This is a genomic window from Spongiactinospora sp. TRM90649, from assembly GCF_029382225.1.
Taxonomy (GTDB): Bacteria; Actinomycetota; Actinomycetes; order Streptosporangiales; family Streptosporangiaceae; genus Spongiactinospora.
Window position 1 is genome coordinate 34374 of record NZ_JARLTC010000021.1, and the last position, 20396, is coordinate 54769.

Sequence of the window (20396 nt, forward strand, 5' to 3'; positions counted from 1 at the left end):
TGTGCGTCCAAGGGGGAACTCCCGAGCGGGGTGCCTAGATTTCGATACGCGCAAGTTTCGCAACGCAACCGTAGCGGATCTACTTTCCGATACGCAACCGTCCCGTTTCGAAATAGGTGCCCCTACCCGGGTGAGACCCGTCACACCGCGACGGCGTCGGCCTCCTCCGCCTTGACCGCCCCCGGCTTGCGCCGCCAGAACGGCACGGCCGCGCCCACCAGCAACGCCCCGATCACCCCGGTCACCATGAACGCCCAGCCGGGTCCGTGGGCGTCGATGACCGCCCCGGCGACCGGCCCGGCCGCCGCCATCCCGATGGTCAGCGCGGTGGCGTGCAGGCCCATCGCCTCACCCCGGGCAGAGGCGGGGGCCACGTCCATGACGGCGTCCACCGACGCGGCCAGGGCCGGGGCGCACAGCATGCCCGCGGGCACCAGCGCCAGGCAGAGCCACCACCAGCCGCCGCCGACCAGGCCGAGCGGCGCGGTCAGCGCGCACACCCCGGCGATCAGCGTCAGCGGGGAGATGGGGCGCGACAGCCCGCCGTACACGAAGCCGCCGATCAGGGAGTAGAAGCACCACAGGCCGATCACCAGGCCGGTCCAGGTGGCCGCGCCGTCCTCGCGCACCGTGGCCACCAGGGACAGTTCGGTGGCGGTGAGCACGAACGTGAGCGCGGCGACCGTGCCGAGCAGGGTGATCAGCCTCGCGCCGAGCCACTGACGGCGGGGCGCCGCGGGCGCGCCCGCCGGGACGTCGTCCTCCGCGCGGATCGGCGGGTCGAGCACCAGCAGCGCCACGCCCGCCCCCACCTGCCCCAGGCCGATCAGCGCCATGGCCCAGCCGCTGCCCAGGCCGGTCACCAGCCCGACGGCCGCCGCCGGGCCGATCATGTAGGACAGCTCGACCGCCATCGAGTCGAGGGCGATCGCGGACCTGCGCCGGGCGGGGCCGACCATGGCGGCCAGGCACTGCCGGATCACGCTGAACAGCGGCAGGCTGAGCAGGCCCGACACCGCCGAGGCGGCCAGCAGCGCGTAGTACGGCAGCAGTGGGGCGGCGAACCAGAAGAGCAACTGGGCGACCGTGGTCACCACGATCACCGGGCGCAGCCCGCGCCGGTCGATGAACCGCCCGGCCACCGGGGCCCCGACGGCCATTCCCACGGTGACGACCGCGCCCACCAGACCGGCCTGCGCGTAGCTCAGCCCCATGGTCTCGATCACATGGAACGTGAGGGCCAGACCGGCGGCCGTGAGCGGGATCCGCGCGACGAGACCGACCAACATCAGCGAGCGTACGCCCGGTACCGCCATGACCCATTTGTAGGGCTTTAGATCCATCTCGTCGGATACCTCCGGATGCATTCTCCATGAGGCCCCTGACAGATTCCCACCGGGTCACCGCGCCCGGCCTTTTCCCCGGATTACCACGACTGGGGGGAGCGTTGACAGCAGGGGTGTTACGGACATGCCCGGCATGCCATCATCGAAGGGTCCGGAGACGCCACAGGGGCGCTTCGAGACCAGGAGGGATCCACGATGTCCTCTGCACTGTCAGCCGTCGCCCGACCCGCCACCGGTTCGACCCCGTCCGGCCCGCCGACCACGCTGTACGGCGGCCAGGCCGGCCGGAGAGTGACCGTCCGCGACATCGCCGCCGCCAAGGAACGCGGCGAGCGCTGGCCCATGGTGACCGCCTACGACGCGATGACCGCCCATGTTTTCGACCAGGCCGGAATTCCGGTCCTGCTGGTGGGCGACTCCGCCGCGATGGTCGTCTACGGGTACGACTCCACCATCCCCGTCTCGGTCGACGATCTCATCCCGCTCGCCGCCGCCGTGGTACGCGGCTCCTCGCGCGCGCTCGTGGTCGCCGACCTGCCGTTCGGCTCCTACCAAGCCTCTTCGCAGCAGGCCCTGGAGACCGCCGCCCGCTTCATGAAGGAGACCGGCTCGCACGCCGTCAAGCTGGAGGGCGGGCGCCGGGTGCTCCCCCAGGTCGAGACGCTGGTCTCGGCCGGGGTCCCGGTGATGGCCCACCTGGGGCTCACCCCGCAGTCGGTCAACGCCTTCGGCGGCTACCGGGTGCAGGGCCGGGGCCAGGCCGGTGACGAGCTGATGGCCGACGCCAAGGCGCTGGAGCACGCGGGCGCGTTCGCCGTCGTGCTGGAGTGCGTGCCCGCCGAGCTCGCCGAGCGGGTCACCACCTCGCTGTCCATTCCCACCATCGGCATCGGCGCCGGGCCATCGTGCGACGCCCAGGTGCTCGTCTGGCAGGACCTGATGGGCCTGACCGAGCGCCCGGCGAAGTTCGTCAAGAAGTACTTCGACCTGGCCGGGGCGATGGACAGCGCGGTCCGCAGCTTCGCCGACGAGGTCACCAGCGGCGTGTTCCCCGCCCCCGAGCACAGCTACCGCTAGTCAAGGGCCGTCCCGTCCGGCGTGCGCCCCGCGCGCCGGACGGAGCACGCTCACTCCCCCCGGACGACGAGGTCCGCGGGGTCGGTGTTGGCCCCGCAGAGCACCACCGCGACCCGCTCCCCCGGCCGGCGCCCGCCCGCGAGCAGCGCCGCGTAGGCGGCGGCCCCGGCGGGTTCCACCGCGATCCGGAACGACCGCCACAGCTCGCGCCGCGCCTCGGTGATCTCCTCGTCGCTCACCAGCACGCTACGCACCCGCGCCACCCGCTCCTCGGCCAGCAGGCGGTGGGCGATCGAGCCCAGGCGGGTGGCGCCCAGCGCGTCCGCCGCCACGCCGCCGACCTCCACGTCCACCGGACGGCCCGCCGTCAGGGCGTGCGCGAGCGTCGGGATGCGCTCCGGCTCCACGGCCACCACCTCCGCCGTGTCGCCCAGCGCCGCGGCGACTCCCGCGACCAGCCCGCCGCCGCCGACCGCGATCAGCACGGTGTCCAGGCCGGGGATCTGCTCGCGCAGCTCAAGCCCGAGCGTGCCCTGTCCGGCGACCACCTCCGGCTGGTCGTAGGCGTGGACGTCGAGCGCGCCGGTCTCCGCCGCCCGCTTGAGAGAGGCGGCGAACGCGTCCGAGTACACCGCGCCGGTCTGGTTGACCTCGGCCCCCAGCTCGCGCAGCCCGGCGACCTTCACCGGGGCGGTCACCTCCGGCACGAAGATCTCCGCGCGCACGCCCAGCGTGCGGGCGGCGTACGCGACGGCGAGCCCGTGGTTGCCGCCGCTCGCCGCGATCACCCCGGACGCGGGCGGCACGCCCGCCTCGCGGGCGGTGAGGATCCGGTTGAAGGCCCCGCGCGGCTTGAAGGATCCGGCGTGCTGGAGGTACTCCAGCTTGAGGAAGACCCCCGGCTCAGCCTCGATCACCGGTGTCCGCCTGACATATCCGGCGATGCGCTCCGCCGCCCGCTCGACCTCGACGCGTGTCACATCCATGGCCGCCCTCCGCCCCCGTGCACAACCGACGCTCCAAAGTAGCGAATTTCTGGCGTATCAGTGATTAGCCAAGGTTTCACCTGGCAGCCGACCTAACCCCCGATACCGGGTATTGGCCGGTCATGCCACTGGGATCCGACCGCCTGCGCGCGTCGCTGCGCTGGGTCGCGGACGTCGCCACGACGCTCGCGGGCCCGTTCGCGGGCCGCCCCACGTGGTCGTATCCCGGCCGGGTCCACCTTGAGCTGCGCAGCCGCCCCGCCCCCGCAGCGGCCGTCGAGAGCGCGCTGGCGGCCGTGCCCGGGGTGCTCTGGGCGCGGGTCAACGAGCCGGCGGGCCGGGTGATCGTCGCGGTGGGCGACCCCGCGCCGCGCACCGCCGCGCTGGTCGCGGCGCTCGGCGAGGTCGAGCGCCGGACCAAGGAGGAGACCGAGCACCCGCACCCCGAGGAGCCGCCGCCCGCGCTGATGCTGGCCGCCGACCTGGGCGGCATGGCGGTGACCGTGCTGGAGTGGGTGCTCGGCCGGACGCCGCTGCCCGCCGAGGCCGCCGGGCTGGTCGGGCTCGTGGACACCATGCCCAGGCTGCGCCAGGCCGCGGGCCGCGCCGCCCACGCCGACGCGCTGAAGGCGTGGCTGCCGGTGCTGGGCGCCGCCGCGCAGGGGCTCGCGCCGGGGATCTCCGGGCTGCTCGTGGACACGGCGCACCGGATCGTGCAGGTGCGCGAGGCACTGGCGCTGGCCGGGGCGTGGCGGGCGGTGGAGCCGGAGCTGACCGGGACGCCCGAGCGGGCGGCGTCGTACCTGGCGCCCGCCGTACGGCCGGCGCCTCTGCCACCGGGGCCCGCCGAGCGGTACGCGGACCTGCTGCTGACCGGAGCCCCGCTGGGCGGGGTCACCGGCGCGCTGGTGACCGGGGTGCCCCGGCGTGGCCTGCAGACCTCGATGATCTTCACGCCGAAGCCGGTCTTCGCCGGACGCGAGGCGTTCGCCTCCGAGCTGGGCACGGTGCTCGCCCGCCGGGGCATGGTGGTCGTGGACCGGCGCGCGCTGCGCCTTCTGGACCGGATCGACACGGTCGCGCTCGACGAGCGGGTGCTGGACGGCTCGCCGTACGCCGAGCCGATCGAGGCCGCCACCGGCGCGGCCGGGCTGCGCCTGATCACCCTCGACGAGTCCGGGGACCTGGCCGAACAGGTGCGCGACGCGCAGCGGCAGGGCGCCGGGGTGCTGGTGGTGTCCCGCGACGGCCCGGCGCTGGCCGCCGCCGACTGCGGGGTGGGCGTGCCCGCCGACGGCGGCCCGCCGCCCTGGGGCGCGCACGTGATCCTGCCCGGCGGCCCGTCCTCCGTCGTGCACCTGCTCGGCGCGACGGCGGCGGCCCGCCAGGTCAGCCGGGACGGCGTGCGGCTGGCCCGCGCGGGCACCGCCGTCGCCGCGATCCTCGCCCTCACCGGCCCCGAGGAGCGCTCCGCCAAGCAGGCGCTCACCGCCGTCGGCGCCACCACCTGCGTGACCATCGGCTACGGAGCCTGGCGGGCCTGGCGCGCGGTCCGCGACCCCGTCCGTGAACCGGCCAGGCGCGTCGCCTGGCACTCCATGCCGGTCGAGGACGTGCTGACCGAACTCGGCGCGCACCCCGACGGCCTGCCGCGGGCGCCCGCCCCCCGCCGCCCGCGCGAACGCCCCACCGCCGAGAACCCGTCGCTGCTCGGCGGCGTGGCCGCCGAGCTGAACAATCCGTTCACGCCCGTGCTCGCCGCCGGGGCCGCCGGGTCGGCCGTGCTCGGCTCCATCGTGGACGCCGGTTTGGTCGTGGCCGTCATGGGAATGTCCGCGCTGGTCGGCGGCGCGCAGCGGACGGCCACCGCCAGGACGCTCGCCGCCCTCGCCCGCCACATCGAGGTCCCCGCGCGGGTGCTGCGCGAGGGCCGGGAGTGCGACGAGGACGCCGCCGCGCTGGTGCCCGGCGACATCGTGCTGCTGTCGGCGGGCCAGGTGGTGCCCGCCGACTGCCGGATCATCGAGGCCGACGGGCTGGAGGCCGACGAGTCGGCGCTGACCGGCGAGTCGCTGCCGGTCCGCAAGGACCCCGCGCCGATCGACGCCCGCGAGGTCGCCGACCGGCGCAGCATGCTCTACGAGGGCACGTCCGTGGCCGCTGGTACGGCCAGGGCCGTGGTGGTCGCGGTGAGCGCGGACACCGAGGCCGGGCGCGCGATGGCCGCCGCCGGGGAGAAGGCGCGGACGAGCGGTGTGGCCGACCGGCTGGCCCAGATCACCAGGGCCACCACGCCCATCGCGCTCGGCTCGGCCGCCGCGGTGACGCTGTCCGGCCTGGCGCGCGGCCGCGCGCTGCGCGAGAGCCTGGCCGAGGGCGTCAACCTGGCCGTGGCTGCGGTACCCGAGGGGCTGCCGCTGCTGGTCAGCGCCGCTCAGCTCGCCGCCACCCGCAGGCTGTCCGGGCACGGTGTGCACGTGCGCGACCCGGCGATCATCGAGGCGCTGGGCCGGGTCGAGGTGCTGTGCTTCGACAAGACCGGCACGCTCACGGAGGGCGAGATCCGGCTCACCACGGTGGCCGACGCCCGCTCCCAGCGTCCCCTGGCGGAGCTGGACGACGCACTCACCCGCGTCCTGGGCGCGGCGCTGCGCGCCACCCCGGAACGCGACGGCGACGGCGAGCACAGCCACCTGACCGACTCCGCCGTCGCCGAGGGCGGTGAGCGGGCGGGGGTGACCCGCGAGACCGGCGCGCGGGGCTGGCGGGAGGAGGCGGCGCTGCCGTTCGAGCCGTCGCGCGGCTTCCACGCCGCCGTGGGCCGCGCCGGGCAGACACGGCTGCTGAGCGTGAAGGGCGCGCCGGAGACGGTGCTGCCGCGCTGCGCGCGGATCCGGGTGAACGGGAAGAGCGTGCCGCTCTCCGCACGGGAACGACGGCGGGTGGACGAGGCGGTGGAGACGCTCGCGGCCTCCGGGCACCGGGTCCTGGCCGTCGCCGAACGCCGTCCCGCCGCGACCGGCAGTGGCGGCGGTGGCGATCTCGGGGAGGACGACGTGACCGGCCTGGTGTTCGTGGGGCTGCTCGGCCTGGCCGACACCGTACGGCAGGCCGCCACCCCGGCCGTGGCCCGCCTGCGCGCCGCCGGGGTGCAGATCGTGATGCTCACCGGCGACCACCCCAGCACCGCGAGCGCGATCGCCGCCACGCTGATCCCCGACGGCCGTCACCCGCGCGTGCTCACCGGGGCCGACCTGTCGGAGATGGACCCCGGCGAGCTGGACCGGCGGCTGCCCGGCGTGGACGTCGTGGCCCGCTGCACCCCCGCCCAGAAGGTCGAGGTGGTGCGCTGCTTCCAGCGGCTGGGCCGGACGATCGCGATGACCGGCGACGGCGCCAACGACGCGGCGGGCATCCGGCTGGCGGACGTGGGCATCGCGCTCGGCCGTACCGGCACCCCCGCCGCACGGGCCGCCGCCGACCTGGTGGTGGCCGACGACCGGCTGGAGACGATCGTGTCCGCGCTGGTCGAGGGCCGGGCGCTGTGGGCGTCGGTGCGCGAGGCACTGGCCATCCTGGTCGGCGGGAACCTCGGCGAGATCGCGTTCACCTTGCTCGGCGCGCTGGCCACCGGCCGCTCGCCGCTGACGGCCCGGCAGCTCCTGCTGGTCAACATGCTCACCGACCTGGCGCCCTCGCTGGCCATCGCGTTGCGCGCGCCGACCCGCGAGACCGCCGACGGCCTGCTCCAGGAGGGCCCGGAGTCCTCGCTCGGGCAGGTGCTCACCCACGACATCGTGCGGCGGGCGGTGATCACCGCCGGGGCCGCCGGAGCGGCCTGGCCCGCCGCCCGGCTCACCGGCTCACCCGCCCGCGCGCGGACGGTCGGGCTGCTGGCGCTGGTCGGCGCGCAGCTCGCCCAGACGCTCCAGGCCGGGGGCTGGGACCGCACGGTGCTGGTGAGCGCGCTGGGCTCGACGGCGGCCCTGGCCGCGGTGGTGCAGACGCCGGGGCTGAGTCACTTCTTCGGCTCGGTGCCGGTGGGCCCGGTGGGCTGGTCGATCGCCACCCTGGCGGTGGCGGGTGCGCTGGCGGTGGACCGCCTGGGCCTGCTCGACCACCTGCTGCCCGGTCAGGGAACGCCGGGCGCGTCCGCCTAGGCGGTCGCGACGGCGAGCGCCTGCGCCAGGTCGGCCCACAGGTCCTCCACATGCTCGACGCCGACGGCCACGCGGACCGTCCCCTCGCCGATGCCCTGCCGGGCCAGCTCCTCGGCGCTCAGCATCCGGTGGGAGGTCGTCGCCGGGTGCATGACAAGCGTCTCGACGCCGCCGAGTGAGGGGGCGAGCAGCGCCAGCCGCACGGCGGCCATGAAGCGCTCCCCCGCCGCGCGACCGCCCGCCAGGTCGAAGGAGAACACCCCGCCGAAGTCCGGCAGCAGGCGGACGGCCAGGGCGTGCGAGGGATGCGAGGGCAGGCCCGGCCAGTGCACGACGGTGACGGCCGGGTGGCCGTCCAGCCGCGTGGCCAGGGTCCGCGTGTTGTGGCAGTGGCGCTCCATCCGCAGGTGCAGGGTCTGCATGCCACGCAGGGTCAGCCAGGCCGCGAAGGGGTCGGCCGTGGCCCCCAGCTCGACGGCGAACGCCCACACCCTGCGGTACAGCTCGTCGGTGGCGAAGACCGCGACGCCGCCCAGCACGTCGGCGTGCCCGCTCAGGTACTTGGTGCTGGAGTGGACGACGACGTCGGCCCCGTGCTCCAGCGGACGGCACAGCAGCGGCGAGGCGAACGTGTTGTCCACGACGGTGAGCACCCCGGCCTCCCTGGCGACGGCGCACATCGCGGGCAGGTCGGCCACCTGGGTCGTGGGGTTGGCGATGGTCTCCAGGTACAGCAGCCGCGTCCGCGGCCCGATGGCGGCGCGCATGGCCTCGGGGTCGTCCTCGGCCACGTAGGTGACCTGAACGCCGAAGCGGGCGGTCAGCTCGGTGAGCGCGCCCGCCGTCCCGCCGTACAGGGCGCGCTGGGCGATCACGTGGTCGCCGGGGCCGAGCAGCGCGAGCAGCACCGTGTTGATCGCGCCCATGCCCGAGGCGGTGGCGATGGCCGCCGCGCCGCCTTCCAGGCCGCTCACCGCCTGCTCCAGCGACCGCACGGTGGGGTTGCTCAGCCGTCCGTAGACGAACGCGCCGTCCGGCCGCCCCATGCCGTCGGCGAAGACGGCCGGGTCGTCGAACGCGAAGCCGGAGGTCTGGTAGAGCGGCACGGCGATCGGCCGTCCGCCCTCGACCGGGGGCTGCGGATGGTGGACGACACGCGTCTCACGCCGTAGTTCGCTCATGCCTCAAGCATCGCAAGTCGTGAATTTCTCACTGCCGCCGCCCGGGCCGTGTGCCCACAATCGAGCATGTGACGAGCACAGCAGCGATCACGGTGGACGGCCTGCGCAAGCGCTACGGCGACTATGAGGCCGTCAAGGACGTCTCCTTCCAGGTGGCCGAGGGCGAGATCTTCGCCCTGCTCGGCCGCAACGGCGCGGGCAAGACCACCACAGTGGAAATGCTGGCCGGTTTCCAGTTCCGGACGCCGGCACGATCAGGATCCTCGGTCTCGACCCGATCCGCGACCGCGCGGAGACCCGCAGACGGACCGGAGTCATGTTGCAGGAGGCCGGGTTCTTCAACGAGCTGACGGTCCGGCAGACGATCTCCGCGTGGCGTGACTTCACCGCCGCGCCGCGCCCGCTCGACGAGGCGCTCGCGCTGGCCGGGCTGACCGCGCGCGCCGACACCAAGGTGCGTCAGCTCTCCGGCGGCGAACGGCGAAGACTCGACCTGGCCATGGCCACGCTCGGCCGTCCCGACGTGCTGTTCCTGGACGAGCCTGATGCCCTCGGGCGTGCGGGCGGTCTTCCAGGTGCTGCCGACCGACCCCGTGGTCGAGGTCGCCCGCCTCGCCTACGCCCCGGGCACGCTCGCCGGAGACCTGGAGGCGGCGCTGTGGCCCCCGGTCAGACTACTCGCGTGGGCGGCGCTCGCGATCTTCGTGATCGTCCGCTGGTTCCGGTGGGAGCCCCGGCGGTCATAATCAGCGTCGTGTCTCCCCAACGTCTGGCCGTCGGTGTCGTCACAACGATCATGATCGGCTATCCACTGGTCGCGGTGATGATGATCGTGGCCCTGGCCACACCGGGTCAGATCGCGCTGATGGTGGCCTGCCTGGTCGCCTTCTACGTGCCCTGCGTGCGGCAGCTCCGGGCGGCGTTCCGGGGCGCGCCGCCCGGCGGGGTCACGATCGACCTGGTCGTGCTCGTGCTCGCCGTCTTCCTGCCGATGTTCGTCTTCGGCGGCTACTGGGCGAGCTTCCCGCACATGCTGGCGGCCGTCCGGAACTGGTGGCGTCCGCCATGGCGTACGGCGAAAGCCCGCTCACCGCGCGCGAGACCGCCATGCTCCGCGAGACCGCGCGCGGCGCCACGGCCGAGGAGATCGCCACTCGCCTCAACCTGTCGGCGGGGACGGTCCGCAACTACCTGACCAGCGCGATCACCAAGACCGGTGCCCGCAACAAGATCGACGCCATCCGCATCGCCCAGGACGCGGGCCGGCTCTGACCGTCCGGGGGTGGATCACCACCAGTGGTAGAGCAGGTCCACGCCCAGCGCGGCCACCGCCGTGCAGAAGAACAAGGCCCAGTTTCCAAGCTTTCTGGACCCCACTCGCAGGTGCGCGAGAAGCGCGATGGCGAAATACACCACGAGGCTGTAGGCGGACAGAGTCCCCAGCAGTGGGATGACGAACCCGCCCAGCAACCCCAAGGCGCCCAAGGCCAGCATCATGCCCAGGACCGGCACCCACGATCGCGGCAGGCCCTTGATGTCCAGTTGGGCCTTCGGGAATTCGTGACCGATCAGGTAGACGACCGCTGCGCTGCCGTACAGGAGTGCGCCGAAGATGGTGATCGTCGCGTAGGCGGCGAACATGGGTCCTCCATGGTGATCATCATTTGGTGCCCTGCGATCCGGTTACCAGTCCAACGAAATAGCCGCTGGAAATGTGAGGCGACCGGAGCCGCGACATCCGCTGATCACTGCCTGAGGTCCACACCTGAACGTCAGCGGAGTGGCAGCCCTACCCGCCGTGAGCGGCGGCTCCTTCGCCGTCGGTGTTCTGGAAGGCGCGACCGGCGCCGAGCAGAGCGCCGCCGTCCACGGGGAGGGTGACGCCGGTGATCCATGCCGCGTCGTCGGAGGCCAGGAAGGCGACGGCGGCGGCGATGTCGGCGGGCCGTCCGATCCGGCCCAGCGGGATGGTCGGCTCGATCCGCTCCAGCGCGTCCGGCTGGTCGTCCCAGGCGCGGGTGCGGGTGGTGCCCGGTGTGACGACGTTGAAGCGCACGCCCCGCCTGGCGTAGCGGGCGGCGAGGTTCTGGGTGAGGTTGACCAGGCCCGCCTTGCCCGCCGAGTAGGCGAGCGAGCCGAACGGGGCCAGCCCGTTGATCGACCCGACGCTCACCACGGCCCCGCCGTACGGCGAGGCGGACAGGTGCGGCAGGGCGGCCTGGACGCAGTGGACCGCCCCCATCAGCGTGACGTCGAGCTGCCGGTGCCAATCTCCGGTGGTCAGTTCGTCGAAGTCGGGCAGGGACAGCCCGCCCCCGGCGTTGTTCACCAGCACGTCGGGGCGTCCCAGCCGTTCGACGACCTCGCCCACCGTCGCTGCGACGCTCTCTGGCGAGGTGACGTCGCACGTCACGGCGACGGCCTTGCGGCCCTCGCCGGTCAGTCGCTCCGCGACCGCGCGCCCGGCCTCGATGTCGAGGTCGGCCACGGCGACGGCGGCGCCCTCACTCGTCAGCCGTTCGACGATCCCGAGTCCGATGCCCCGCGCCGCCCCCGTGACCATCACGACCCTGCCGTCGAACCGCCGCATCGCCTGACACCTCCGTGATTCACGTACGATCAGGCGTCACATTACGGCTCCCCACCGCGTTGGCATACGCCTCATGGAAGTCGCGGGCGACCCCCAGCCCGGGGTAGCGCCTGGTTAGAACGCGGTCGAGGTCGCGCGCCTTGGTGCGAACCGAACGGATCAGGCGGGGACAGGTCAGCGCCTGCTGCCCGAGCGCGGCGGCCTCGTCGGGCGTGCCCAGCTCGGCCAGGGCGATGCCCAGCTCCGCACGCGCTATCGCCTCCCTGGCCGCCGTGTTCACGCCCAGGGGCAGGGACTCCTGCGCACTCACCGCCGCCCTGGCGTAGCCCCGCGCCTTCTCGAAGTCGCCGAGCCAGGTCCAGGCCGATGCCGGGTAGCTCGTCAGCGAGAACTCGACTGTCGGCGCGGTGTCCGTCCCCAGGTGCCCAGGAGGACGGGACGGCAGCCGATCGTTCTCAGCGATGGCCTCGGCGAACAGCGCCTGGAAGTCGCCGGCCTCCCCGACCCGGGCGTGCGCGCGCGCCGCCTGCATGCGCAGCCGGATCTGCAACGGGTGTCGGGCGGGCGTCTTCGCGATGCCCCTGCGGGCGGCGGCGATCGCGTGGTCATTGCGACCGCCGTAGAACGCGATCGACGCCATGGCGTCGGTGGCCCACGCGCACAGCTCGTCGTGGCCCGCCTGATCCCCGTGCTCGAACGCGTCGACGGCCCATGCCTCGGCAGCGGGTGACGCCCCGAGATCGTGGGCCGCCCAGGCGAGCAGTTCCGACAACCACGACGCCTGAACGTAGAGCTCACGCCCCTCCGCGAGGGTGTGCGCTCCTTGCAGGAGTTTCGCGACCTTCAACCGATAGGCGCGGGTGATCGCGAAGAGTTCGGCGGTGGTCTGATCGCCATAGCAATAAGCGGCATTGAGACTCGCTACAACAGACTCAAGGTGCTCAAGCGTGCCTTTTCCCACCACGCTCTCACCGCTCAGGCGGGTGAACTCCATCGCCTCGGCGACGGAATCGCCCAGCACGCGATGCAGGACCTCGGGGACGACGGTGGCGGCCAGGCCCAGCCGCAACGCGTCACGGCGTTTCGTCGCGTCCACCTCCTCGGCGGAAGCCGGAGGCGGCACCGACGCCGCCACAGCGCCTTTCGCACCCAATACGTTATCAAGCCGCTGAGCCAGCGCAACGGACGGCGGCTTTTGACCGTTGAGCACTTTACTCAGGTATCCGACGTCATAATTGATCGCCTTTGCCACGCCGCGCAATGAGAAGCCGCGCTCACGCATCAGCTCGCGAACCTTTTCCCCGAAAGCAGCCACTCGACCGTCCTTTCCCGGGTGTTCCGCCTGTTGCCCTGTTGCCCAGTTGCCCTGTTGACCGTTGCCCCGGCGCGGCAGGCCAACGGTCAACGTCTTCCCGGGCCGCCGCCGTCCACGATTCTATTACGCTACGTAATCGCAAAGTGACGGAAAGGTGCAACCGTGGACGCCGAGCAAGTACCCGATCTGGAGCGGCACCCGCTGGCGGTCTGGGAGGTCACCGGCCTCGGCAGGAGCGCCTCCGGCGCGCGCTTCACGACATCCCCGGCGGGCAGGGGCGGGTCCGTACGGCCCGCCTGCCGATCTGCGCGATCGGCTACGAGTACGGCGCGACCACCCTGGTCGCCCACCACGACGACACACGGTGCGGTGTGACATGGACGAACTGACCCCGACCACGCGCAACCGCCTCGCCGCCCTGGAGCAGACCTTCCCCGGCTGGGAGATCACCCTGATCGACGGCGTCTGGACCGCCACTCGGCACGATCCGCCCGGCCTGGCGGAGCTGGCGCTCGGCATCCACCACAAGATCACCCGGCCCACCCCGGCCGAGCTGGCGCAGGCGCTGGCCGGGCAGCTCGCCATCCTGATGCGCACCGGCCGCACCTGACACCGTGCATCCTGGGAGGATGAAGGGCACCGGGACGACAGCGGACGACGACCTCGCGGCGGCGCGCGAAGGCGATCGCGACGCCTTCGGGCGGCTGGTCGATCCGCTGCTGGGCGCGCTGCACGCGCACTGCTACCGGATGCTCGGCTCCGCCCACGACGCCGACGACATGGTGCAGGAGACGCTGGTCCGGACCTGGCGGACGGTCGATCGGATCGAGGACGCGTCGGCGGTCCGGCCGCTCATCTACAAGATCGCCACCAACCGGTGTCTCACCGAGATCGAGCGCAGGGGCCGCAGGGAGCTGCCCACCGACCTCAGCCCGGGTACCGCGCCCGTGACCGAGACGGCGTGGGTCGAGCCGTACCCGGGCGGGCCGGAGGCCAGGCTCCTCGCCCGCGAAAGCGTCGAGCTGGCCTTCGTCGCCGCGGCGCAGCACCTGCCGGGACGCCAGCGGGCCGTCCTGCTGATGCGCGAGGTGCTGCGCTTCAGCGCAGCCGAGGTCGCCGACGCGCTGGGCACGAGCGTGGCCGCCGTCAACAGCGCGCTGCAACGGGCCAGGCGCACCCTCGACGGCCTACTCCCCGAGACCACCCAGCGGGCGACGCTGAGCGCGCTGGGCGAGCCCGCCGTCCGCGATCTCGCCCGGCGCTACGCCGACGCGTGGGAGGCCGGTGACGTCGAGGCCATCGTGGCGATGCTCACCAAGGACGCCAGGTACTCCATGCCGCCGCTGACCGCCTGGTACGAGGGCACGGACGGCATCGCCGCCTTCCTGCGCGAGGGCCCGCTGACGCGGCGGTGGCGGGTCGTGCGCGCGGCGGCGAACGGCCAACTGGCCTTCGGCACCTACATGTGGGACGCCGGGGCCGGCCGCTTCGTGGCCGCCGGGCTCGACGTCGTCGCGCTGCGCGACGGGCTGATCAGCGAGGTGGTCTCGTTCCTGACGGCCGACCTCACGGCCTTCGGGCTACCCGCCGAGCTGAGCGGCTGAGAAAGAGATCCGGCGCGGAGCGATGAGTTCGCCGTCCGCCGGGGGTTGTAGTCGCGTACGACCCCACCGGAGAAGGGCAGACACATGGGCACCACCGAAGAGACGCGGATCAAGGAAATGATCGAGGAGTGGGCGCGGGCCGTCCACGCGGGCGACCTCGACGCCGTGCTCGCCGACCACGCCGACGACATCGTGATGTTCGACGTCCCGCCGCCGCACGACGGCGTGCGCGGCCTCGGCGAGTACCGCCGCACGTGGCCGCCGTTCTTCGAATGGCAGGCGTCCGGCGCGGTCTTCGAGATCACCTCCCTGGAGGTGACGGCGGGCGCGGACGTGGCCTTCGCCCATGCCCTGCTGCGCTGCGGCACCCCCGCCGAGCTGGCCCGGCATCCCGAGCGACGGCTGCGCCTGACGATCGGCCTGCGCCGGGACGGCGACCGCTGGGTGGTCGCCCACGAACACCACTCCTTCGCCCACACCGGCGACCAGGACGACGCCGAGTCGGAGCACGAGATCCGGGCGATCCACCAGGACTGGTTCGAGGGCACCTCGGCCAGAGACCTCGACGGCATCATGGCGCACATCGCCGGCGACGTCGTCTCCTACGAGCACGAGACGCCGCTGCGCTACACCGGGGCTGCCGACGTCCGCGAGGTCTGCGACGCCGGGCTGCGCGCCGCGACCGGCCCCGTCGGCTGGGACGTGCCCGACCTGCGGATCCTGGTGCGCGGCGACCTGGCCGTGGCCTGGGGCCTCAACCGGATGACGGCTGGACGGCCCGGCGGGGAGATCGGCGAGAGCTGGTCCCGGGGCACCCGCGTGTTCCGCCGCTCGGCGGACGGCTGGTCGATGGTCCACCAGCACGTCTCCTACCCCTACGACCCCACGACGGGCCTGGCCCGAACAGATCTGACGCCATGAAGTCGCGCCGTCACCGTTCACAGACAGGGCGGCGAGGCGAACTCTGGGGGCATGGCGAGAGACCCCGATGGAGTGGTCGTCTACTGGCGGCCGATGCCGCACACCACGTAGAGCCCCACCAGCCCGCGACTCCGGTCCTCCCGGCGACCAGCCCGGCGCCCTGGTGATCATCCGTTCACACTAGCGACGCCGGCGACCCCCGGCCAGGCCCATTCGGCCGCGTGGTACTCACGCGGGCCTGGGCCGTCAGGTACGGACGGCCTCGCGGGTGATCTGGTCGAACTGTGCGCCCATGGCCTCGGCGAGGGCATTGGCGCCCGACAGCGGGCGGACCATGACCGTGAGGTCGTCGATCAGGCCGTCGTCGTCGAAGTGCAGGAAGTCGCAGCCCTGGACCCGTTTGCCCGCCACGGTCGCCTCGAACATCAGCGCGTGGTCGCGGCCGTCCACGATCTCCCGGACGTACCGGAAGTCCTCGAACACGCGGACGGCGGCGCGGACGATGGCCGCAGTGAGCGCTTTGCCCGGATACGGCCGGAACACGACCGGACTGGTGAAGACGACGTCGTCGGCCAGCAGCGCCTCGATCGCCGCCAGGTCCCGAGCCTCGACGGCCTCGCGGAACGAAGACATGTCCGCCCCCTATTCAACTTGTTGACTATGTTGGCGAATCATGTGCGACGCTAGCCCGGCAGGTGGCGCGCGTCCAGGCGAGGCGTCCGTGGCGATAGTCACATTGTTGAATAGTCAACTCGGCGATATGGTCGGGCCATGTCGTTGCGCCACGCGGTGATGGCCGCGCTGCTCGAAGGCGAGGCGTCCGGATACGACCTGGCCAAGGGCTTCGACGCGTCGGTGGCCAACTTCTGGATGGCCACGCCGCAGCAGCTCTACCGCGAGCTCGACCGGATGTTCGCCGAGGGCCTGGTCCAGGCGCGCGTCGTCCAGCAGGAGCGCCGCCCCGACAAGCGGCTGTTCTCCCTCACCGACGACGGCCTGCGCGCCCTGCGCGAGTTCACCGCCACGCCGCCCCGCCCGGGCGCGATGCGCGAGGAGCTGATGGTCCAGGTCCAGGCGGTGGACGCCGGTGACGCCGACGCCGTCCGCGCGGCGATCGAGGAGCGCAAGGCGTGGGCCGAGGCCAAGATCGCCCGATACGAGCGCCTGCGCGGCCGGCTGCTCGGCGATCGCGACGAGGACGAGTTCCTCGCCGGGGCCGAACGGATCGGCCCCTATCTGACGCTGGCGCGCGGGCTGTCCTTCGAGCACGAGAACCGGCGCTGGTGCGAGTGGGCGCTCGCCGTACTGCGGCGGCGCTCGGCGGCGGCGAAGTGACACCCGGCCGATCACGAAGGCAGGCGGGGCGATGGGATACCTGAGATACGTCGCGGTCGGCGACAGTCAGACCGAAGGGATGAACGACGGCGACGAGACGATCGGCTACCGGGGGTGGGCCGACCGGCTGGCCGAGTCGCTGGCGGCGGCCGAGCCCGGGTTCCGCTACGCCAACCTCGCGGTTCGCGGGCGGCTGGCCGCCCGCATCCGGGCCGAGCAGACCGCCCCGGCCCTCGCCCTGCGGCCCGACCTGGTGACCGTCATGGCGGGCATGAACGACATGCCCCGGCCGGGCTTCGACGCCGCCGCCGTCGCGGCCGAGGTGGAGGCAATGCTGGCCGCCTTCCGCGCCACCGGCGCCCAGGTGGTGACCTTCACCTTCCCCGACGTCGCCCGCATCGCCCCGCTGATGCGACGCCTGCGGCCGAGGGTCATCGACCTCAACGACCGCATCCGCGCGGCGGCCCATCGCCACGGCGCCCTGCTGGTGGACACCTTCCCGCACCCGGTCACCACCGACCCCCGCCTGTGGAGCCCCGACCGCCTGCACGCCACCCCCCTCGGCCACGCCCGCATCGCGGCGGCGGTGGCGCACACCTTGCGACTCCCCGGCAGCGACGCCTCCTGGACCGAGCCCCTCTCCCCCCTTCCCCCGCCCGGCGCCTGGCGCCGCGCCCGCACCGAGGCGGTCTGGGCCACGACCTTCCTGGGCCCCTGGGCACTCCGCCGCCTGCGAGGTCGCTCATCCGGCGACGGCCGAACGGCGAAGCGGCCCGAACTGCGACCGCTGCGGGGATGACCGGCCGGAGGCCCGTTCGGTCATCCAAGATCAATGATCGCTTCCGTGTCATGCCGCCGTTTCCAGATAGTTTCGAGTGCCGTCCTCGCCGAGACGCGCACCTCGGGGGCGATTTGGAGCGTCTCATCGGTCACCCGGCCCATCACAAAGTCCTGATCCACCGTGCTCGACGGAAGGGTGAGCCGCCCCGAGTCGTCGAGCACGATGAACCAGTCGCGACGCGAGTAATCGTGTACTTTCATTCCTCCCGGCAGGCGATCCGCGCGGCCGGACAGCGTATCCCTCAGTTCGGCCAGGGCCTGCGGCGTGTCCCGAAGCCCGAACCTGGAGTCGACGTGTGCACGCCGGTTATAAATATAGGTCTGGAACAACACGTCGTTGAAGCCGTGCACGGCCACGTCGTCGAGAAAATCCCCGACATCGACCAGAGATTCCGCTGACAGCATGTAGTTGGCACCCACGATGACACCGTGGTCGGCGATGAGCCGCTTGGCCAGCGACAACTGCTGATCGTAGTTCCCACTCCCCATCAAGCGATCGTGGGAGGAACGCGATCCATAGAAAGAGAGTTTCACGTACTCGAACACCCCGATCCACTCGGGAATTCCGGTCAACAGCCGATCACCGTTCGTCGTGACGAGCTGAATCATGCCCAGGACGCGCACATGACGCACCAGAGAGGCGATCAGCGGATACTCGAACGGCTCGCCACCGGAGTAGGAGATCTTTTCGACTCCCAGTTCCACCAGCCTATTCGCGATCATGAACGGATCGTGTTCGGGATGTTCGACGCGCGGGCCACTGGTGGACAGGCAGAATGGACATGCACGGTTGCAGTGGCGAGAAAGGCGCCAGCAGAGCATACAGTGAGTGCTGAAGTGGCGAGCCATGAGCCCAGCGTGATCCCTACGCGTTGAAAGAGAGCTTGGAGATCCAGGGGCTCAGCCAGAGATCAGAGGCACCACTTACCAGAACATCCCTTAGCATCACCCTTGATCCGGCCATTCGCTCAAGCCCGCAGAGTATCCACGAGACATGATGGAGGTGCACTATCCGCGCGGTCGGGGTACGTATACGTATCCAGCGCGGCATACCGAAGCTCTGTCCAGAACCAGGCTCGATGACACCTTCGCAATCGGTCAGAATTACCTTTCCGGACCGCACGTCCGGAATTCTGCTGTTTCCGCTGCCCGCCAGGAAGAAGTCGGCCACCGCCCCGTCGACCCGCAGCGCGCACCAGCCTTTCCGTAGTATCCTGAGAACATCTTTCCTGCTGGTCGAGCCGAGTGTGTTGACCTCGTACGACGCAGCGACACTTGAGATCTCCGGCCATCTGGGAAAAGCGTCCGGCCGGGCGTTGCAGCTTCGCAGAAGTTCGGCGAGATCGCCCCGGCACTCGACGATGAAGTCCCAGTCGGAGCCGGCCGAATTCCGGCCGAGCAGACGCGACCCGTAAAGGTACGCATGAGCCCCCCGGGAGTGCATCTCGGACACCAACCCCCGTAGCGCGGCGGGCTGGTCTCTCGCATAAGAGCCTGATGCGTCCACTGCCCGGGACCTCCACGGGGCCACGAGAGCGACCTCCTCCGCCCTGGCCAGCGCACAATCCCGGTCCAGCAGCAGGTGTCTTCGCCCCGGCAGGGCCGCCGCAGTCGACGGCGTCAGCTTCGCCCATGCACAGCCGGCACGCCGGTAGACGGGCCGGAAGGCCACGTCTCCGCGTTCCGTGTAGGCACGGAACGACCCCAGAACGCCTCCCGAGATGGCAACGTAATCATAGGGCTCATACATGGAAGCACTCAGACTAGTTTGAGGCACTCATCACGCATGAATCTCTCGTGAAGTGTGAGAACAGGCGCGCCCCGGGCCACCACATAGGACGACTTGATGTTTATCCGCCGCCACGAGTGATCCGACCCGGACCTGCCGGCGAAGTCGAAGGCATCCTCCAGGCTCGCCCCGTAGACGATTCCCTCGACCTTGGCCCATATCGCGGCGGACGTGCACATCGGACACGGCTCCAAGGTCGTGTACAGGAAGTAGCCGGGCAGGTATCTGCTGTTCACGGCCTTGCACGCGCGCCGAAGGGCGAGTATCTCGGCATGCGCGGTCGGATCCGGCTGCGAGTGCAATTCGGTGAACCCCGCCCCGATGACCGTCATTCGGCCGCCTATGACGATGGAACCGACCGGATAGTTTCCCGACGACTCCGCGCCTTCAGCGATCTTTATCGCCTCCCCCATCGCCTGCTCACTGGGATGCATGTCATCCATGCCCGGCCGCCCTCTTCTCCTCTTCCGTCTCCAGCACCTTGAGGCGGACTATGACGTCCGTCACGCCGACCGCCAGACCCTGAAACGTTCTGCGAACGGCCGCCTCCGCCAGCACCCTCTTGTTTCCAAACGCACACAGGACGCCCGCCGGCGTCTCGTTCTCACGGTGCATGGGCAACGCCAGCACCCATGTGATCTGCGGGTCCACCTTATTTTTGATTCGCGCGTTGTACCGCTCCGGGTGCGTCACCGGAAGCTCTTCGTAAATTATCTCATCGCCCCTGTAGGAGTCACATATGACCAGCTCGTCAACGTCGGGGTACGCTATGTCAAGGGAATGGTTGAGCGGCAGGTCCTCACATTCATAGTAGACAAGACGATCTTTACGAAGCACCGTCCGACCGTCTACACCGTCCGCATAGAAGAGATGCACGTTGACGTTTCCGCGTCGCGGGCTCCTGCCTATCAACTGTAAGAGCGATAAGATTATCTGACGATTGCTCTCCTTCAGCCGCTTCAGGGATTCCAAGTGTGCCTTCCGTTCGGCGGCCGCGGCGGCACGCTGCGTCAATATATCGTTTATAAGGTCAAAAATGAGCAAGGCAACTCCTATGGGCAGTAGGAGATTCCACCAGCCGAGGCGACCCGGCACCGATGCCAGTCTTTGCCCGTCAGAGACGCTATTGGCTACCAAGTTGGCAAAAAATCCCAGCGTGGTGGGTACGGATAGCTTTATCAAGACACGCAGGGCGACGATGTTCCGCGCGTTACGCCATCGCAGTGCGGCACCCGACGCTCTCGATGCAGTC

Annotated in this window: 21 protein-coding genes and 1 pseudogene; 11 read left to right on the plus strand and 11 right to left on the minus strand. The window is 71.3% G+C overall.

The window, feature by feature from the left end:
• Nucleotides 1–140: 140 nt before the first annotated feature.
• Entirely contained in the window at nt 141–1316 is a 1176-nt protein-coding gene (locus P3X83_RS23910) for an MFS transporter (protein WP_277307422.1), read from the minus strand.
• Between the two features lie 225 nt (nt 1317–1541).
• On the opposite strand from P3X83_RS23910, the gene panB reads away from it, so the two are divergent.
• Nucleotides 1542–2423 (plus strand): 3-methyl-2-oxobutanoate hydroxymethyltransferase, encoded by an 882-nt coding sequence (gene panB / locus P3X83_RS23915; protein ID WP_277307423.1) that lies wholly within the window; start codon nt 1542–1544, stop codon nt 2421–2423.
• 50 nt (nt 2424–2473) lie between these two features.
• Here panB and P3X83_RS23920 read toward each other — a convergent pair whose 3' ends face one another.
• Nucleotides 2474–3409 (minus strand): threonine/serine dehydratase, encoded by a 936-nt coding sequence (locus P3X83_RS23920; RefSeq protein WP_277307424.1) that lies wholly within the window; start codon nt 3407–3409, stop codon nt 2474–2476.
• A 122-nt stretch (nt 3410–3531) separates the two neighbouring features.
• Here P3X83_RS23920 and P3X83_RS23925 point away from each other — a divergent pair, with 122 nt between their 5' ends.
• Entirely contained in the window at nt 3532–7569 is a 4038-nt protein-coding gene (locus P3X83_RS23925) for a cation-translocating P-type ATPase (protein ID WP_277307425.1), read from the plus strand.
• On the opposite strand, the gene P3X83_RS23930 is transcribed toward P3X83_RS23925, so the two are convergent.
• Complete coding sequence (locus P3X83_RS23930; RefSeq protein ID WP_277307426.1) at nt 7566–8750, minus strand: aminotransferase class I/II-fold pyridoxal phosphate-dependent enzyme; 1185 nt, start codon at nt 8748–8750, stop codon at nt 7566–7568. The genes P3X83_RS23925 and P3X83_RS23930 overlap by 4 nt on opposite strands.
• Before the next feature lie 68 nt (nt 8751–8818).
• Here P3X83_RS23930 and P3X83_RS23935 point away from each other — a divergent pair, with 68 nt between their 5' ends.
• The 4 genes and pseudogenes from P3X83_RS23935 (at nt 8819) to P3X83_RS23950 (ending at nt 10022) form a co-directional block, all read left to right on the plus strand.
• Nucleotides 8819–9100, plus strand: a complete 282-nt coding sequence (locus P3X83_RS23935; protein ID WP_277307427.1) for an ATP-binding cassette domain-containing protein — start codon at nt 8819–8821, stop codon at nt 9098–9100.
• Nucleotides 9028–9234 (plus strand): annotated as a pseudogene (locus tag P3X83_RS23940) (ATP-binding cassette domain-containing protein); the annotation flags it as partial. The gene P3X83_RS23935 and the pseudogene P3X83_RS23940, both read left to right, overlap by 73 nt.
• 61 nt (nt 9235–9295) lie before the next feature.
• Nucleotides 9296–9496, plus strand: a complete 201-nt coding sequence (locus P3X83_RS23945; protein WP_277307428.1) for a hypothetical protein — start codon at nt 9296–9298, stop codon at nt 9494–9496.
• A 319-nt stretch (nt 9497–9815) separates the two neighbouring features.
• The gene (locus P3X83_RS23950; protein WP_277307429.1) at nt 9816–10022 is read left to right on the plus strand and encodes a helix-turn-helix transcriptional regulator; all 207 of its coding nucleotides are present in this window, start codon (nt 9816–9818) and stop codon (nt 10020–10022) included.
• A 15-nt stretch (nt 10023–10037) separates the two neighbouring features.
• Here the strand turns inward: P3X83_RS23950 and P3X83_RS23955 are convergent, their stop codons facing one another.
• From P3X83_RS23955 to P3X83_RS23965, 3 genes are all read right to left on the minus strand, one after another.
• Entirely contained in the window at nt 10038–10391 is a 354-nt protein-coding gene (locus P3X83_RS23955; RefSeq protein ID WP_277307430.1) for a DoxX family protein, read from the minus strand.
• Nucleotides 10392–10539: 148 nt separating this feature from the next.
• On the minus strand, nt 10540–11340 hold the full coding sequence (locus P3X83_RS23960; RefSeq protein ID WP_277307431.1) for an SDR family NAD(P)-dependent oxidoreductase: 801 nt from the start codon (nt 11338–11340) through the stop codon (nt 10540–10542).
• A gap of 19 nt (nt 11341–11359) precedes the next feature.
• Nucleotides 11360–12655: a helix-turn-helix transcriptional regulator gene (locus tag P3X83_RS23965; RefSeq protein ID WP_277307432.1), complete on the minus strand. Its 1296-nt coding sequence runs from the start codon at nt 12653–12655 to the stop codon at nt 11360–11362.
• Between the two features lie 376 nt (nt 12656–13031).
• On the opposite strand from P3X83_RS23965, the gene P3X83_RS23970 reads away from it, so the two are divergent.
• The 3 genes from P3X83_RS23970 to P3X83_RS23980 all read left to right on the plus strand — a co-directional run bounded on the left by P3X83_RS23970 (nt 13032) and on the right by P3X83_RS23980 (nt 15180).
• Entirely contained in the window at nt 13032–13265 is a 234-nt protein-coding gene (locus P3X83_RS23970; RefSeq protein ID WP_277307433.1) for a hypothetical protein, read from the plus strand.
• A 19-nt stretch (nt 13266–13284) separates the two neighbouring features.
• A complete protein-coding gene (locus P3X83_RS23975) occupies nt 13285–14259 on the plus strand; it encodes a sigma-70 family RNA polymerase sigma factor (RefSeq protein WP_277307434.1) in 975 nt (324 codons plus the stop codon).
• Nucleotides 14260–14343: 84 nt separating this feature from the next.
• Nucleotides 14344–15180 carry a nuclear transport factor 2 family protein gene (locus tag P3X83_RS23980; RefSeq protein WP_277307436.1) on the plus strand — a complete coding sequence of 279 codons (837 nt, stop codon included), beginning with the start codon at nt 14344–14346 and terminating at the stop codon, nt 15178–15180.
• Between the two features lie 246 nt (nt 15181–15426).
• On the opposite strand, the gene P3X83_RS23985 is transcribed toward P3X83_RS23980, so the two are convergent.
• On the minus strand, nt 15427–15813 hold the full coding sequence (locus P3X83_RS23985; RefSeq protein ID WP_277307437.1) for a nuclear transport factor 2 family protein: 387 nt from the start codon (nt 15811–15813) through the stop codon (nt 15427–15429).
• Between the two features lie 138 nt (nt 15814–15951).
• On the opposite strand from P3X83_RS23985, the gene P3X83_RS23990 reads away from it, so the two are divergent.
• Both P3X83_RS23990 and P3X83_RS23995 read left to right on the plus strand, forming a co-directional pair.
• Nucleotides 15952–16515 (plus strand): PadR family transcriptional regulator, encoded by a 564-nt coding sequence (locus P3X83_RS23990; protein ID WP_277307438.1) that lies wholly within the window; start codon nt 15952–15954, stop codon nt 16513–16515.
• Between the two features lie 31 nt (nt 16516–16546).
• On the plus strand, nt 16547–17314 hold the full coding sequence (locus P3X83_RS23995) for an SGNH/GDSL hydrolase family protein (RefSeq protein WP_277307439.1): 768 nt from the start codon (nt 16547–16549) through the stop codon (nt 17312–17314).
• A gap of 20 nt (nt 17315–17334) precedes the next feature.
• Here P3X83_RS23995 and P3X83_RS24000 read toward each other — a convergent pair whose 3' ends face one another.
• From P3X83_RS24000 to P3X83_RS24015, 4 genes are read right to left on the minus strand one after another with little or no spacing between them, the layout of a single operon-like run.
• A complete protein-coding gene (locus tag P3X83_RS24000) occupies nt 17335–18204 on the minus strand; it encodes a radical SAM protein (protein WP_277307440.1) in 870 nt (289 codons plus the stop codon).
• A gap of 16 nt (nt 18205–18220) precedes the next feature.
• On the minus strand, nt 18221–19105 hold the full coding sequence (locus P3X83_RS24005; protein ID WP_277307441.1) for a nucleotidyltransferase domain-containing protein: 885 nt from the start codon (nt 19103–19105) through the stop codon (nt 18221–18223).
• Between the two features lie 8 nt (nt 19106–19113).
• On the minus strand, nt 19114–19587 hold the full coding sequence (locus tag P3X83_RS24010) for a nucleoside deaminase (RefSeq protein WP_277307442.1): 474 nt from the start codon (nt 19585–19587) through the stop codon (nt 19114–19116).
• The gene (locus P3X83_RS24015) at nt 19580–20188 is read right to left on the minus strand and encodes a hypothetical protein (RefSeq protein WP_277307443.1); all 609 of its coding nucleotides are present in this window, start codon (nt 20186–20188) and stop codon (nt 19580–19582) included. Before P3X83_RS24015 ends, P3X83_RS24010 begins: the two co-directional genes overlap by 8 nt.
• Nucleotides 20189–20396: the final 208 nt, after the last annotated feature.

Excerpts from the sequence above, each read along its gene's own strand:
- P3X83_RS23980 (WP_277307436.1), top strand. The coding sequence starts at position 14,344 with ATGGGCACCACCGAAGAGACGCGGATCAAGGAAATGATCGAGGAGTGG.
- P3X83_RS23925 (WP_277307425.1), top strand. The coding sequence starts at position 3,532 with ATGCCACTGGGATCCGACCGCCTGCGCGCGTCGCTGCGCTGGGTCGCG.
- P3X83_RS23930 (WP_277307426.1), bottom strand. The coding sequence starts at position 8,750 with ATGAGCGAACTACGGCGTGAGACGCGTGTCGTCCACCATCCGCAGCCC.
- panB (WP_277307423.1), top strand. The coding sequence starts at position 1,542 with ATGTCCTCTGCACTGTCAGCCGTCGCCCGACCCGCCACCGGTTCGACC.
- P3X83_RS23960 (WP_277307431.1), bottom strand. The coding sequence starts at position 11,340 with ATGCGGCGGTTCGACGGCAGGGTCGTGATGGTCACGGGGGCGGCGCGG.
- P3X83_RS23995 (WP_277307439.1), top strand. The coding sequence starts at position 16,547 with ATGGGATACCTGAGATACGTCGCGGTCGGCGACAGTCAGACCGAAGGG.
- P3X83_RS23920 (WP_277307424.1), bottom strand. The coding sequence starts at position 3,409 with ATGGATGTGACACGCGTCGAGGTCGAGCGGGCGGCGGAGCGCATCGCC.
- P3X83_RS23970 (WP_277307433.1), top strand. The coding sequence starts at position 13,032 with ATGGACGAACTGACCCCGACCACGCGCAACCGCCTCGCCGCCCTGGAG.
- P3X83_RS23950 (WP_277307429.1), top strand. The coding sequence starts at position 9,816 with ATGGCGTACGGCGAAAGCCCGCTCACCGCGCGCGAGACCGCCATGCTC.
- P3X83_RS23990 (WP_277307438.1), top strand. The coding sequence starts at position 15,952 with ATGTCGTTGCGCCACGCGGTGATGGCCGCGCTGCTCGAAGGCGAGGCG.
- P3X83_RS23985 (WP_277307437.1), bottom strand. The coding sequence starts at position 15,813 with ATGTCTTCGTTCCGCGAGGCCGTCGAGGCTCGGGACCTGGCGGCGATC.
- P3X83_RS24000 (WP_277307440.1), bottom strand. The coding sequence starts at position 18,204 with ATGGCTCGCCACTTCAGCACTCACTGTATGCTCTGCTGGCGCCTTTCT.
- P3X83_RS24005 (WP_277307441.1), bottom strand. The coding sequence starts at position 19,105 with ATGTATGAGCCCTATGATTACGTTGCCATCTCGGGAGGCGTTCTGGGG.
- P3X83_RS23945 (WP_277307428.1), top strand. The coding sequence starts at position 9,296 with ATGCCCTCGGGCGTGCGGGCGGTCTTCCAGGTGCTGCCGACCGACCCC.
- P3X83_RS23975 (WP_277307434.1), top strand. The coding sequence starts at position 13,285 with ATGAAGGGCACCGGGACGACAGCGGACGACGACCTCGCGGCGGCGCGC.
- P3X83_RS23910 (WP_277307422.1), bottom strand. The coding sequence starts at position 1,316 with ATGGCGGTACCGGGCGTACGCTCGCTGATGTTGGTCGGTCTCGTCGCG.
- P3X83_RS24010 (WP_277307442.1), bottom strand. The coding sequence starts at position 19,587 with ATGGATGACATGCATCCCAGTGAGCAGGCGATGGGGGAGGCGATAAAG.
- P3X83_RS23955 (WP_277307430.1), bottom strand. The coding sequence starts at position 10,391 with ATGTTCGCCGCCTACGCGACGATCACCATCTTCGGCGCACTCCTGTAC.